Consider the following 15,595-nt stretch of genomic DNA (forward strand, 5'->3'; position numbering starts at 1 on the left):
GTAAGTTACATGCGAATATAAGAGCGGGAGATTTTTCTTTTTAGAGGAAAGGTAAAAAGAAAAACAGAATAATACAACGGAAGCGCCTCCTAACTGACGCTTGCCGCAGCCTGCACCGATTCGCAGGGATTTCTCTTCCACAGTCGGCAATCAACGTAAGCGGGCTGGAACGTCCGAGTAACCGACGGTGCGTATAAACTCACCGCCGGAAGTGGAGACAGCAAGGGAGGGGCGACAAGAAGCAAAGGGGGGAAACGGCAAGTACGAAAACGACAACGGCCGACTGGAGTTGACCATTCGGCCGACCGGAGTCGGCCAAGTAGCCGACGGCAGTTGTCCGAGTGGCCGACTCCAGTTGGCCGTTGACGGGACTATAAGTTCATCACGTCCTGTTCGAATCGTTCTTTATCGCCGATTGCCTTATTGCGCATCCGGCTGCGATAGTTGTAGATGGTAGCTAACGAGTAGCCTAAGAAATGGGCAATCTTATTGCTGTCGACCACCCCTAAGCGGATGAGTGCGAAGATGCGCAGTTCCGTTGTCAGCAGTTCGTTGGACTTGGGGTAGATGCGCCCCTCTTCGACCAGCAATTCGTTGAAGGCAGTGATGAAGTTGGGAAAGAGCGTGAGGAAAGATTTGTCGAATTCATTGTAGAACTCGTACCGCTCGTCGCGGATGAACTGCTCGGACTTGATGGCTTTGAACAGTTCTTCGATGCGCGCCGCCATCGCCAACTTCGCCAGCGAGCGGCGGTACGTCTCCAGCTTATCAAGGTAGTTGACACATCGGTCGAGATAGCGGGCGATGTAGACCTCCTTTATCTTCCCCGTCTGCTCCAGCGCTGCGTTGACCGCCTGCAACTGCCCGTTGGCCACACTCAAATCGCGCCGCATCGCCGAGAGTTTCTTCATCCAGCGGTAAAGGTAGAACACGGCTACCAGCAGGAAGAAAGAGAGCATACTCACGCTGACGAGCATCGTCCGGAAGACGGCGCGCTCTTTCTCTTCCTTCAAGCGGTAGGCCTTGTCGATGATGGGGAAAAACTCGGTCACCTCGATAAAGCGCAGGCGGGCGTTGCAAGCCACGGCGTCTTCCATCGAGCAGTTCAGGTATTTGTAGGCGCGGTCTATGTCGCCCTGCTCGTAAATGCGGTAGGCCAGCTTCTGCAAGGAGGCGTACTCGCGCACCGAAGATTCCAAATCGGCAATTGCCGTCAGTATCAGGTAATACACCTCCTTCTGCGTGTCGCCCTTCGCCGCATATGCTTCGGACATCGTGTAGTGGATGTACACCTTCTGCCGCTCGTCGGCAGCCTCTTTCAGTGCGTTGCCGAGTATCACCAACGCCGTATCGGCCTTGCCCGCCACGATACACTTCTCGGCCATCACGATGGCGCGGTGTTTCTCAGGTATGGTGATGCTGATGATAGAGTCGCGGTACAAGTCCGTCTTTTCGAGGTACTTCCTCTTCTCCTCTCTGTTGGTGGTGTAGTCGGCAAGCCAGCCGTAGCAGGCGCGGTAAGTCTGGTAACAGGACATCAGCATGGCTGTGTCTAATTCCTGCGGACGCAGGCCGTCGAGCTCTTTCATGGCTTCGATGTACATTCCCATCACCCCGAACACGGTGGCGCGGTTGATGATTATCTCGCTGGCCGCCTCCGGAGTGTCGAGTTGGGGAAGAAGCTGCTGCTTCCTGTTTATATAGTGGAGTGCCGAGTCGGCCTGATAATGAAGGTAAGCATCGTACAAGGAGCCGTAGAGCCGGTATCGGTCGGCAGGCACAACCGCCCCGGCAAGCTGCGCTTTCAGCGCTTCAATCTCCTTTTCCTTCTTCATGTGATAGGTCTCTTTCTTTTTGATAACGCTATCCAGCCTTTTAAGCACTGCCACGTTGCTGTCTTCGGGAGCAGCCAGCAGCCAAAGCGGATAGATAAAGAGAAAAGCTAAAATAGGAGCGGTAGTTTTCATAAGTCGGTTGTTTAAGATATGACAAATATAGGGAATATCGCAGTGAATACGAAATATAGCGCCGAAAGTTTTTTAATTTCCGTTTGTATTTCTCCCTCTTTCGCCATCGGGTAAACGGTTCATTATAAAGTTTCTAAGCGTGTATTGCCTTTATATTTACATTCTAATTCCCTCCGGCAGCAGCCTATCTGCCTACATTTGCAGCATCGGCCCGGCCGACCAAACATTTTAAAACTACACATTACCATGAAAAAGATTTTTTCAGTTGCAATCTTATTTGCATTGCTTTGCGGATGCGGTTCGCTGTATGCCGCCGGCGCGATAAAGAAAGTGGCCCCCTCCTTCTGGTGGGCAGGTATGAACAACCCCGAACTGCAAGTGCTGTTGTACGGTGAACAGATTGGCTCTGCCGAGGTGAGCATCTCTTCGGACGACATCGTGCTGCTCGATGTGGTGAAGCAGGAGAATCCCAACTACCTCATCCTCTATCTGAACACCTCGGAAGCTGCCCCGCAAACATTCGACATCTGCCTGAAACAAGGCAAGAAGCAGACGGTGGTCTCCTACGAACTGAAGCAACGCAGGGCCGACGCCGCACAAACAGAGGGGTTCAACGCAAGCGACGTGCTTTACCTCATCATGCCCGACCGCTTTGCCAACGGCGATACTTCCAACGACGTCATCCCCGGAATGCTGGAAGACAGGGTTGACCGCAATGACTCCTTCGCCCGTCACGGCGGCGACTTCAAAGGGATAGCGCACCACCTCGACTACATCGCCGACTTGGGCGTCACCAGCGTGTGGCTCAACCCCATTCAGGAGAACGACATGAAAGGCGGCTCTTACCACGGCTATGCCATCACCGACTATTACCAGGCCGACCGCCGCTTCGGCAGCAACGAAGAGTTTCGCGCATTGGTGGAGTTGGCACACTCCAAAGGCCTGAAGATTGTGATGGACATGATTTTCAACCACTGCGGCGACGAGAACTATTTATATAAGGATATGCCCTCCAAAGAGTGGTTCAACTTCAAAGGCAACTACGTGCAGACTACCTTCAAGACTGCCACCCAGTCGGACCCTTACGCTTCCGACTACGAAAAGAAAATTGCAGTAGATGGCTGGTTCAGCCAGGGGATGCCCGACTTCAACCAGCGCAACCGCCACGTGGCTACCTATCTTATCCAAAGCAGTATCTGGTGGATAGAGTACACCGGTATCAACGGGATACGGCAGGATACCCATCCTTACGCCGACTTCGACATGATGGCACGCTGGTGCAAGGCCGTAAACGACGAGTATCCCCGCTTCAACATCGTAGGCGAAACCTGGCTGGGCAACAACGTGCTTATCTCCTACTGGCAGAAAAACAGCCCGCTTGCCCGTCCGCAGAACAGCTACCTGCCCACCGTCATGGACTTCCCGCTGATGGAGCATATGAACAAGGCCTTCGACGAAGAGACTACCGACGGATACGGCGGACTGTGCCGGCTCTACGACTACTTGTCGCAAGACATTGTCTTTGCCGACCCGATGCACCTGCTCACTTTCCTCGACAACCACGACACCTCGCGCTTCTACCGCTCGGAAGCCGACACGAAAAACCTCAACCGGTACAAGCAGGCTTTGGCTTTCCTGCTTACCACACGCGGAATTCCGCAGCTATACTACGGAACGGAGATACTGATGGCTGCCGACAAGGCAAACGGTGACGGTATGCTGCGCTGCGACTTCCCCGGCGGATGGGAAAACGATGCACACAACTACTTCGAGGCCGCCAACCGCACCGCCCTGCAAAACGAAGCGTTCGCTTACGCCAAGCGTCTGCTGCAATGGCGAAAAGGCAACGAAGTGATAGCCAAAGGAAAGCTGAAACATTTCTCTCCCCACAAAGGTGTCTATGCATACGAAAGGAAATACGGCGACCGGTCGGTAGTGGTCTTCCTCAACGGAACAGACGCCGGACAGACGCTCAGCCTGGAGACTTACCGCGAAATATTGCCACGTACTTCTGCCTACAGTGTATTGGAGGGAAAAGAGGTGGAATTGGGAAAGGAACTGACACTTCCCGCCCGTGGCGTATGTCTGCTATCTTTTTAAAAAGGTTCACTTGGGCTTATATTTATCAGTGTTATCCGAATGCTTATTTCATTATAAATCAAACGAATGACATTTATACCGACTTGTATTTTTATTCTAACGGGCAAACGCAGCGCACAAGGTTGCTACATTTGCAGCATCCGAAACAGAAAGGGATAAACACACACAGGTTAGCATTTAATTTAATACCATAAATCCAAAATGAAAAAGAAACTTTTACTGATTGTATGTCTCTGCATCGCGTACATCGCGAACGCGCAGCAACGACTGACTTCACCGGACGGAAATCTGGTAATGACCTTCCAGGTCGACAAGCAAGGTGCGCCCACCTACGACCTCACCTACAAAGGTAAGGCGGTAATCAAACCCAGTACCCTCGGACTGGAACTCAAGAAAGAGGACGATACCCGCACGGATTTCGACTGGGTAGACCGCAGAGACCTGACCAAACTCGACTCCAAAACCAATCTTTGCACAGGCTTTGAGGTGAAAGACGCCAAGACTTCCACGTTCGACGAAACCTGGCAGCCGGTGTGGGGAGAGGAGAAAGCGATTCGCAACCACTACAACGAGCTGGCAGTAACGCTGTATCAGCCCATGAACGCACGCTCCATCCTTATCCGCTTCCGCCTGTTCAACGACGGCTTGGGATTCCGCTACGAATTTCCGCAGCAGAAGTCTTTGAATTACTTCATCGTCAAGGAAGAGCACTCGCAGTTTGCAATGGCAGGCGACCACATCGCCTACTGGATACCGGGCGACTACGACACGCAGGAGTACGACTACACCATCTCGCGCTTGTCGGAAATCAGAGGGCTGATGAAACAGGCCGTCACCCCGAACTCCTCGCAGACTACCTTCTCGCCGACAGGCGTACAGACGGCACTGATGATGAAAACGGACGACGGCTTATACATCAACCTGCACGAAGCCGCTCTGATTGACTATTCTTGTATGCACCTAAACTTAGACGACCAACATATGATATTCGAATCGTGGCTGACTCCCGACGCCAAAGGAGACAAGGGACATATGCAGACTCCCTGCAACACTCCGTGGCGTACGATAATCGTCAGCGATGATGCCCGCAATATCCTCGCTTCACGCATCACCCTGAACCTGAACGAACCTTGCAAAATAGCCGACGCCTCTTCGTGGGTGAAACCCGTGAAATACATCGGCGTATGGTGGGACATGATTACCGGAAAGGGCTCATGGGCGTACACCGACGAACTTACCAGCGTCAAATTGGGACAAACGGACTACAGCCGGACGAAACCGAACGGCAAACACTCTGCCAACACCGCCAACGTGAAACGTTATATCGACTTCGCCGCCGCACACGGATTTGACGCCGTATTGGTGGAGGGCTGGAACGAAGGCTGGGAAGACTGGTTCGGAAACAGCAAGGATTATGTTTTCGACTTCGTCACTCCTTACCCGGACTTTGACGTGAAAGAGATTCAACGTTATGCAACCGACAAGGGTATCCGAATGATGATGCATCACGAAACCTCTTCATCGGTGCGCAACTACGAACGCCACATGGACAAGGCTTACCAGTTTATGGTGGACAACGGATACAACTCCGTGAAGAGCGGCTACGTAGGCAACATCATCCCCCGTGGCGAACATCACTACGGACAGTGGATGAACAACCACTACCTGCACGCCATAAAGAAAGCTGCCGACTACAAAATCATGGTGAATGCGCACGAAGCAACCCGCCCGACAGGTATCTGCCGCACCTACCCCAACCTCATCGGCAACGAATCGGCACGCGGAACGGAGTACGAAGCCTTCGGCGGCAACAAGGTGTATCACACCACCATCCTGCCTTTCACCCGCTTGGTAGGCGGACCGATGGACTACACTCCGGGTATCTTCGAAACGCATTGCAACCAGATGAATCCTGCCAACAACTCGCAGGTACGCTCTACCATCGCACGCCAACTGGCACTGTATGTCACCATGTACAGCCCCTTGCAAATGGCGGCGGACATTCCGGAAAACTACGAACGGTTCATGGACGCCTTCCAATTTATCAAGGATGTAGCCATCGACTGGGACGAGACAAACTACCTCGAAGCCGAACCGGGAGAGTATATCACCATCGCCCGCAAGGCAAAAGGTAGCGGCGACTGGTATATAGGTTGCACTGCAGGCGAAAACGGCCATACTTCCAAATTGGTGTTCGACTTCCTCACACCGGGCAAGCAATACATTGCTACCGTCTATGCCGACGCCAAAGATGCCGACTGGAAAGACAATCCGCAGGCTTATACCATCACCAAAGGTATCCTCACCGGCAAAAGCAAACTGAACCTGCGTGCGGCAAACGGTGGCGGATATGCCATCAGTATCAAGGAGATAAAGGACAAGGCAGAGATAAAAGGATTGAAAAAGTTATAACTCAATAGTATAACAAGGTTATAGCTTATGAGGTAGAAAAACAGTTTTCAATAGGTATTTTCAAAGAAATATATTTTATTTGTAATAACTTTAAATTAAGAACATGAAAAAGAGCTTAAGACTAAAGGCCCTGCTCGTCACTTTGGTGGGACTATTCCTCGCCATGAGTGCATTTGCACAACAAATAGTTGTCAAAGGGTATGTGAAAGACACCACAGGCGAACCCGTCATCGGTGCCAACGTACTGGTAAAAGGTACAACCAACGGAACAATTACCGACTTCAATGGTAACTTTACATTGAATGCGCCCAAAAACGCCACTCTTTCCGTATCGTTTGTCGGTTATCAAACTGCGGAGGTGAAAGCGGTGGCTTCCGTCACTGTGACTTTGCAGGATGACAGTCAATTGCTGAATGATGTGGTAGTTATCGGTTACGGCTCTGTAAAGAAGAGCGATTTGAGCGGTTCGGTCGTCGCCATCAAAGCCGAAGAGATGAATCGCGGTGCCGTCACATCGCCACAGGAGTTAATTCAAGGCAAAGTGCCGGGACTGTTTATCGCTCCGGGCGATGGTAGTCCGGGAGCCGGTTCGACCATCCGTATCCGTGGCGGTGCTTCACTGAATGCTTCGAATGACCCGTTGATAGTTATCGACGGTATCCCTACTTCCAACGACGCCGCTCCGGGTACGCCGAACGCACTGGCTACAATCAACCCCAACGATATTGAAACATTCACCGTCTTGAAAGATGCATCAGCGACGGCTATCTACGGTTCGCGTGCTTCAAACGGAGTTATCATCATCACCACAAAGAAGGGTTCGCAAGGTAAGGTGAAAATCAGCTACTCAGGCAGTTTCACAGCCAAAGATGCTTATAAGCGCGTTCCTACCCTCAATGCCGCCCAGTTCCGCGAAGTGATGCACAACCAGTATGAAGGAACAACACAGCAAGATGCGGTCAGCCAAATTATCAACAGATATCCTGACCAAGCCACCGACTGGCAGGACGCTATCTACCAGACAGGATTAAGCACCGACCAGAACATCGCCATTTCCGGCAAAACGGGGATATTGCCCTACCGCGTCAGCATAGGCTACAACAACGAACGGGGTACACTCAAGACTTCCAGCTACGAACGCTATACCGCCGCCGTCAATCTCAACCCGAAATTCTTTAAAGAACACCTGAGCGTAGACATCAATGTAAAAGGGACGATAAACAACAATCGCTTTGCTGACGGAGGCGCCGTAGGTGCTGCCGCTTTCTTCGACCCCACCAAACCGATGTACACTGAAAACGGAGATTATCATGGTTACTGGAACTGGCAGGAAGTGCCCGGTGCCGTTCAATCCATAGCCACTTTCAATCCGTTGTCGCTGCTCTATGATAAAGACAATCATGGAAAGACCAACCGTAGCTTAGGCAATATCCAGTTAGACTATAAGATTCACGGGCTGGAAGACCTGCATATGAACCTGAACATGGGTTATGACGTGGCAAAGACAACGGGACGCAATTTCGTATATCCCGGCTCTATCCAAAGTACGCAAGATACCAACTTCACCAACTTGGGAAGCGGCAATACCTGGAACAACCTGCGACGCAACCATTTGCTGGACTTTTACCTGAATTACAACAAAGAGATAAAAGCCATCAAGAGCCATATCGACGTTATGGCAGGCTACTCCTGGCAACACTTCTATTATGCCAACCATGACATCACCTACTCCAACCCGACCGACGGAAGCGAAGGAGACAAGGAAGGATATACATACAGCCCGGAAGAAGGACGGTATATCCGCGACAATCATTATCGTGTTCCTTTCGAGAATTATCTCGTATCTTTCTTCGGACGTCTGAACTATAATTTCATGGGACGCTACCTGCTCACCGCAACATTGCGCCGTGACGGTTCTTCGCGTTTCAGCAAAAACAACCGTTGGGGATTGTTCCCTTCGGCAGCATTGGCGTGGACAGTGAGTGATGAAGCATTCATGGCAGGCACACAAGATGTCTTGTCCAAATTAAAACTTCGCCTGGGCTACGGTGTCACCGGTCAGCAGGAAATCGGCGACTATCAATACCTGACCACTTATTCGTTCAGTACCAACCCCAACACCACTTATTTGGGAACAACCTTGCTGAAACCCAACGGATACAGCCCCGACCTGAAGTGGGAGCAAACCACCACTTACAACCTTGCCATCGACTACGGTTTCCTGAACAACCGCATCAACGGTAGCATCGAATATTACCAGAAGCATACCAAAGACCTCCTGAATACCGTCAGCGCACCTGCCGGAACCAACTTCACCAACCAGATTACGGCCAACGTAGGTGAATTGAAAAACAAAGGAGTTGAATTCAATATCAACGCAATGGTTGTACAAAACAAGGATTTCACTTGGAACCTGGGCTATAACATCACCTGGAACGACAGCAAGATTACCAAACTGACGGCTACTTACAACCCCGAATATCAAGGTATCGATGCCGGAACCAATCAGAAACACCAAATCAATGAAAAGCCTAACACGTTCTACCTTTTCCAGCAAGTATATGACAAAGACGGAAAAGCCATACAGAATGCTTTTGTCGACCGCGATGGCAACGGTAAGATTACAGAAGCCGACCGTTATCTGACAGGCAAAAGCCCGATGGCGAAAGTGTTCATGGGATTGAGCTCCGAATTTACTTACCGCAACTGGGACTTGGGATTCAACCTGCGTGCCAACCTCGGCAACTATGTATTCAACTCTCTTGCCTCCGGAAACAGCACTACCAACAATTATAGCGGCAAAGGATTCCTGGTCAACTATTACAAAGCAATCTATGACACCGGATTCACGCAAATCAACAGCACGGAACAAGGAGCCAGCGATTATTTCCTGGAGAATGCGTCTTTCCTGAAAATGGATAACATTACATTAGGATATTCATTCAATAAATTGTTCGCCAACCGATTATCGGGACGTATCAGTGCTTCAGTACAAAATGTGTTCACCATTACCAAATATAGCGGTTTGGACCCCGAGACTTCTGCCGTAGACGGAAGTATGTGGCCTCGTCCCCGCATATTCAGTTTGGGTATCAATCTTAATTTTTAAAACAGAATACCATGAAAAAGAAATACTATATACTCAGTTCACTATTGGCTTGCCTTACCGGTTTCAGTGCTTGTATAGGCGATTTGGATGTACAACCTTTAGACCCTACCGTTGTAACGGCAGAAAGAGCATATACGGATGCCGAAAGTTATACGCAAGGACTAAATAAAATATATTCGGTATGGGCACTCTCCGGACAGAACGGAGATTCCGACATTGCCGGGCTGGATGGAGGAAACACCGTGTTGATGCGTTGCTGGTGGACTATGCAGGAGCAGCCTACCGACGAATGCAAGAATGCTTCGAACGACGCCTGGGCAAGCGAAATCAATAGCATGACGTGGACGACCAACAAAAATGAAATCATAGAGGGAGTATATCAGCGTTGTATGTTTGTAGTGGCACTCGCCAATGAGTTCATGAAGAACATAAATAATGCACCGGAAACCATCGACCGGAAGAACTACGCGGCACAAGCCCGGTTTAACCGTGCTTTCGCGTATTACATACTGATGGATGCTTTCGGCAGACCGCCGTTCATCACCGAACAGAATTATTCGCTCACACCGTCGCAGCTTTCACGCACGGATTTATTCAACTGGATTGAAAGCGAACTGAACGCCATCAGAACCGACCTGCCTGCAACACGCACCACCTACGGACGCGCCGACCAGACCGTGATAGACGCCTTACTGGCACGTATGTATCTGAACGCCGAAGTCTACACAGGACAGCCGCGTTACACCGATTGCATCGCAGCCTGCAAACGCATCATCCCCCATTACTCTCTGGCAAACAACTACGCCGATCTGTTCAAAGCAGACAACGGAGAGAACCCGGAGACATTGAAGGAAATCATCTATCCGGTCATCTTCGACGGCAAGAAAACGCAATCCTGGGGAATGTCGGCACTGATTATCGGCGCACGTAAAGAAGCTGGAGACGGCGTTCGCGAAGGCTGGAGCGTGTTCCGCAGCACACAGAACTTGGTCAAACTGTTTGATTTTAAAGACAACGATGCTCCTAAACCGGAAGAAGTACTGGACAAACGAGGAATCTTTGATGACTACAACGGCAAGTGCAACTACCAGATTACAACCGGAGTAGTGGGTAACTTCGATACAGAAGGATGGGGAGTAACGAAATATACCAACCTCACCAGCACGGGAGAACCGGGACAGGATGTTCTATGGGTAGATACCGACTTCCCGCTGTTCCGTTTGGGGGATATTTATCTGATGTATGCCGAATCGGTAGCACGCGGCGGAGAAGGCGGAGATATCCACACAGCAATCGGATATGTAAACGACTTGCGCGACCGTGCTTATGGCAATACTCCACACAATAAAGTTGACGCAGCCTGGCTGACAGCCGACAACTGTCAGAACATTCTGGACGAAAGAGGACGCGAACTTTATTGGGAAGGCGTCCGCCGCATGGACTTGATTCGCTTTGGCAAATACACCTCCTCTTCTTATACATGGCCCGCCAAAGGAGGGGTAATTACCGGAGTAGGCGTCAACGAGCAATATGAGATATTCCCCATTCCTGTTTCGGACATCAGTGTAAACGGCTCGCTGGAACAAAACAAAGGTTATTAACAATAAATTGATTCATAGATATGAAAATAGCAAAATATATATCAGCAATCTGCCTGTCGCTATTGACTTTCAGTGCTTGCGACAGCGACTTGGACAAGGTATATTACAATGAAAGTGAAGCGGTGCCTGCCGTACTGTCCGGACTTGCCGACACGTATGTACTCGATGCGAACAAATCTCAATCCACAGCCATACAGTTTCAATGGACTAATCCTCAAGCCGGATATGCCGCACAGATTACCAATTCATTGCAAATGGACTTCAAAGGCAAGAACTTCGGACAAGCAATAACGTTGTATTCTTCCACCGAAGAGGGTCCCTACGACATCACTACACAGGATTTGAACAGTAAAATAATGAGCCTGTTCCAATCTTATGCAAAAGAAGTCGCCGTAGAACCTTATGATTTTGAATTCCGCATCTCCTCTTCCATTTCGGAAGCTGCCGCCTCGTTCCATTCCAATGTCGTATCGGCACAAATCACTCCGTTCATCGGCGAACCCGAATACCCGAAAGTATATCTGCCGGGAGGATATTGCGGCTGGGGAGACCCGGACAACTCATTCAAGCAATGCCAGTCGCTATTCTCCGCCAACGACAACGGTCTCTACGAAGGATGGATAGTCTTTGGGGAACGCGACAGCAAAGAATGGAAGATTGTCCCCGAAGCCTCATGGGACAATAGTTGGGGATATGACAGTACCCTTGAAATGAATCCCGGCTCCATCACATTAGTTGCCGGCGCGGGCAATATCAACTGCTACGACAAGTTCTCTTATAAGTTCTCTTTCAACAAGGAAACTCTCGAACTTTCCGTCAAAGCATCAGCCGACACATGGGGAATTGTAGGTACGCACAACGATTGGGGAAATGCATTTGCCGATACTCCGATGAGCCTGGCTTTCGAATCGGATGCATCGGGCAAAAGAGTCTATTACCTCACCGCAACGTTGGATATGAAAGCCGACAACGCATGGAAGATTCGGGCAGATAATCAATGGGCAACCTCTTTCGGCACCAATGATGTGGAGGGAGAGTTTGAAGAAGCGGGCAGTGACAACAACTTCAAAGTAAGCGAAGAGGGCACTTATACCATCAAACTGTACTTCAATAGAGTGAAAGAGAGGTTAATCGTAACGAAAAACTAACCGACATAAACCTTAAAAAGTATCCAAACTCACCACAGATTATGCAAATTGGTAGTCTGTGGTGAGAATCAGTATAGTACATCTTCCTACCCGCCAACCGGGGGAATAACTCTTTTTGTCAGGCTTGTGTCTCCCCCTCGATATAGTTTTCGAGAAAGAGATTCTCGCCGTCGAAGACGGCATAAGAGAAGAAATTAATCCAGTCGCCAAGTATCAGCACGCGCGACGTTGCACTCAGCATCAGGTCCAATTCAATGTGGCGGTGTCCGTACATAAAGAAATTAATGGTGGGATGATTCTTCAAGTACTCTTTGGAATAGAGCACCAAGTGTTCGTGTTGCTCTCCCATATAGTCAGGCTCCTTTCCGTCCACGCGTTTCAGCCGGCTGTGCTTCGCCCACGACAAACCGAGTTCCACACTCCAACGGGGATGGATGGCAGAGAACAATGTTTGCAAGGTGGTACTGTGAAACATGGTACGAAGCAGTTTGAACTTCTTGTCCGGGTCGCCCAAGCCGTCGCCGTGGGCAAGATAGAACTCTTTGCCGTAGATTTCGGTAGTCAACGGTTTACGGTGTATGATGACACCGCACTCTTTGGTGAGGTAGTCTCCGCACCATATATCATGGTTGCCGATAAAGAAATGCACCTCTACGCCCAGGTCCGTAAGTTCGGAGAGCTTGCCCAGGAAGCGGGTATAACCTTTGGGAACAACCAGCCGGAACTCGTACCAGAAGTCGAACATATCGCCCAACAGATAGACGGCAGACGCCTTATGCTTGATACTGTCGAGGAAATTCACCAACCGCCGCTCCTGCGTACGCCCATGTTCAATGGCACGCGAGCCTAAATGCGCATCGGAAAGGAAATAGACATTTTTCATAAGAAACCCAATTCCAGTTTAGCTTCTTCACTCATCATATCCTTATCCCATTCCGGTTCAAACACCAGGTTAATGGTAGCCGAACTCACACCTTCCACCGACTCTATCTTCTGACGGATATCTTCCATGATAAAATCAGCAGCCGGACAGTTGGGGGCCGTCAGCGTCATGTCGAGCACTACCTCTCCAGTATCGGAGACATCAATCTTATAAATCAGTCCCAGGTCGTACACATTCACCGGAATCTCCGGGTCGTACACCGTCTTTAGCATGGCTACAATCTTTTCTTCTATTTCAAATTTTTCCATACGTCTCCTTATTGGTTATGTATCGCAAAGATACGGATAAAAAACGAAAGACAAAAAATCGGGCTTGGAATGCACATCGCGCACCGGAAGAATCCCCCCTATCAAAGCAATCCTTCATCGGCAAAGCTATAAAATCCATCCTCACAGACTATAACGTGGTCTATCAGGCGAATGTTCATGGTGTCTGCCGCCTTACGGATGTGTTCGGTCAGTGTTTTATCCGGCTGGCTGGGGCGGGTGTTGCCCGAAGGGTGGTTGTGCACTACAGCTATTTGCGTGGCACGTTGCAACAATGCTTCGCGAAGGATGGTGCGCACATCGGCGTAGGTACCGTCTATGCCACCGGTACTGATGCGCACCTTATCAATCAATTTGGTTGCCTGATTCAGCAACAGTACCCAAAACTCTTCCTGTTCCAAATCGCACATAGCCGGTTGGAAAATCTCGTAGATGTCTTTTGAGCAGGTAATCTGCAACCTCTCCTTGACGCTTTGCAGTTTCCGGCGTTTGCCAAGTTCAAGGGCGGCCATGATTGTAATGCTCTTTGCAGGCCCCATCCCCTTAAAGCGGGAGTAGTCGCCCACTTCCCATTTCGCCAACGAATTCAGGTTATTGCCACAAGACAGGAGCAGGCGTCTCATCAGTTCGACCGCACTTTCTTCCGTATTTCCGGAGCCGATTAAGATAGCGAGTAGTTCGGCATCACTCAATGCGGCTGCTCCCTTCTCCATCATCTTCTCCCGTGGGCGGTCCTCCAGTGCCCACTGGTTGATGGACAATTTGTGTTTACTTTCCATTATCTTCAATTTAAGGACGTAAAGGTAGGACTTTAAGAACAAAGCCCCTCCTTATTAAACAAAAAAAGGAAGCCAACAGGCAAATAAACCTTCGGTTACTTATAAAAGTTCTTCTGGAAAGCCTCAAACTCATCCTTCCCTCTCACACAACGTTGCCACCATGCACGCCAGAATCCGGTCCCATAACCGATAAGCTGGACAAATGCGGCGGCAACGGAATAAAGGCCGATGAGCAGGCTCTTATTCCGGATAGCAGAATCCATACACACCAACAACGCATAAAGAATAATCGGTGTGAAGCTGAAAAGGCAGAACGGGATTCCCAACAACAGAAGCGCTACGCCCAAAGTAAACAGGGCGGGCAGCAAATGAACCAGTTTCAGAGAGTCCGGATATTTCTTATAAAGATTGATACGGGCAATACCGGAGTTGTGCACCTGCTTGAAAAACTTTTTCAAATCTGTCCGGCGCTTATGGTACACCCAAGCATCCGGAAAAAGACGGCAAGCATAACCATGCTTGAAGATACGGATACTGAAATCAATATCCTCTCCAAAACGCATTTTAGAGAATCCACCCAACGCATCGTACACTTTGCCGCGCACTCCCATATTAAAACTACGGGGATAAAATTTATCCATCTTCTTTTTCCCGCCACGGATACCTCCCGTTGTAAAAAAAGAAGTCATGGAATAGTTTATCGCCTTCTGAATATCCGTAAAGGAATCGTGTGCACGGTCGGGACCTCCGAAAGCATCGGCAGGGCAAGCGAGCAGTTCTTTCTCTAGTGCGTCGAAATACCCTTCGGGCACAATCACATCCGAATCGAGTATAATCAAATATTCCCCTTCGCTGCGTTCAGCTCCGTAATTGCGGGTCTGTCCCGGTCCCGAATTGGATTTTGAAAAATATTTAAGATTCAACCGGTCTGCATATCGGTCTGCTACTTCTTTTGAGGGGATGGAAGAACCGTCTTCCACTACAACTACTTCAAAATCTTTAAAGCGTTGCATCGTGAGGCTTTGCAGCAACTCGTCCAATTCATCGGGACGATTATAAACGGGGATGATAACGGAATATCGCATTTCAAAAAGGGGTATGACAGTTTATCGTGCAAAGTAAAGGAAAAAAAGGGAAACAACTTCTTACACCGGCAAAAATAATAATAACAGAGTATGTCTTATTTTATGAGAGAAGAAGGGCTATCTTCCCCTGCCTTCCCACCAAAGGATTTAGATTCTAATATTCAACTGGTTGCAGCATCCATATC

General features: G+C 49.6%; 10 protein-coding genes. 5 read left to right on the top strand and 5 right to left on the bottom strand.

Translation table 11 applies throughout. From position 1 onward, the window contains the following. Nucleotides 1-371: 371 nt before the first annotated feature. A complete protein-coding gene (locus QZ331_RS13065; RefSeq protein WP_294631002.1) occupies nt 372-1,967 on the bottom strand; it encodes a DUF6377 domain-containing protein in 1,596 nt (531 codons plus the stop codon). Nucleotides 1,968-2,213: 246 nt separating this feature from the next. Between QZ331_RS13065 and QZ331_RS13070 the strand changes: the two genes are divergently transcribed. The 5 genes from QZ331_RS13070 to QZ331_RS13090 all read left to right on the top strand — a co-directional run bounded on the left by QZ331_RS13070 (nt 2,214) and on the right by QZ331_RS13090 (nt 12,337). Next, a complete protein-coding gene (locus QZ331_RS13070; RefSeq protein ID WP_294631004.1) occupies nt 2,214-4,067 on the top strand; it encodes a glycoside hydrolase family 13 protein in 1,854 nt (617 codons plus the stop codon). Nucleotides 4,068-4,268: 201 nt separating this feature from the next. Further along, a complete protein-coding gene (locus QZ331_RS13075) occupies nt 4,269-6,479 on the top strand; it encodes a glycoside hydrolase family 97 protein (RefSeq protein ID WP_294631006.1) in 2,211 nt (736 codons plus the stop codon). Nucleotides 6,480-6,582: 103 nt separating this feature from the next. Then, the gene (locus QZ331_RS13080) at nt 6,583-9,588 is read left to right on the top strand and encodes a TonB-dependent receptor (RefSeq protein ID WP_294631008.1); all 3,006 of its coding nucleotides are present in this window, start codon (nt 6,583-6,585) and stop codon (nt 9,586-9,588) included. Between the two features lie 11 nt (nt 9,589-9,599). Beyond that, nucleotides 9,600-11,189: a RagB/SusD family nutrient uptake outer membrane protein gene (locus QZ331_RS13085; RefSeq protein WP_294631010.1), complete on the top strand. Its 1,590-nt coding sequence runs from the start codon at nt 9,600-9,602 to the stop codon at nt 11,187-11,189. 20 nt (nt 11,190-11,209) lie between these two features. Next, nucleotides 11,210-12,337: a SusE domain-containing protein gene (locus QZ331_RS13090; protein ID WP_294631012.1), complete on the top strand. Its 1,128-nt coding sequence runs from the start codon at nt 11,210-11,212 to the stop codon at nt 12,335-12,337. A gap of 118 nt (nt 12,338-12,455) precedes the next feature. Here the strand turns inward: QZ331_RS13090 and QZ331_RS13095 are convergent, their stop codons facing one another. The 4 genes from QZ331_RS13095 to QZ331_RS13110 all read right to left on the bottom strand — a co-directional run bounded on the left by QZ331_RS13095 (nt 12,456) and on the right by QZ331_RS13110 (nt 15,410). After that, nucleotides 12,456-13,220, bottom strand: a complete 765-nt coding sequence (locus QZ331_RS13095) for a UDP-2,3-diacylglucosamine diphosphatase (RefSeq protein WP_294631014.1) — start codon at nt 13,218-13,220, stop codon at nt 12,456-12,458. Further along, nucleotides 13,217-13,528 (bottom strand): iron-sulfur cluster assembly protein, encoded by a 312-nt coding sequence (locus tag QZ331_RS13100; RefSeq protein ID WP_294631016.1) that lies wholly within the window; start codon nt 13,526-13,528, stop codon nt 13,217-13,219. Before QZ331_RS13100 ends, QZ331_RS13095 begins: the two co-directional genes overlap by 4 nt. Nucleotides 13,529-13,629: 101 nt before the next feature. Continuing rightward, a complete protein-coding gene (gene radC, locus QZ331_RS13105; RefSeq protein ID WP_294631018.1) occupies nt 13,630-14,325 on the bottom strand; it encodes a DNA repair protein RadC in 696 nt (231 codons plus the stop codon). A 95-nt stretch (nt 14,326-14,420) separates the two neighbouring features. After that, a complete protein-coding gene (locus tag QZ331_RS13110) occupies nt 14,421-15,410 on the bottom strand; it encodes a glycosyltransferase (RefSeq protein WP_294631020.1) in 990 nt (329 codons plus the stop codon). Between the last annotated feature and the right edge of the window lie 185 nt (nt 15,411-15,595).

Source organism: uncultured Bacteroides sp. (genome assembly GCF_910586915.1).
In the GTDB taxonomy this organism is placed as follows: domain Bacteria; phylum Bacteroidota; class Bacteroidia; order Bacteroidales; family Bacteroidaceae; genus Bacteroides.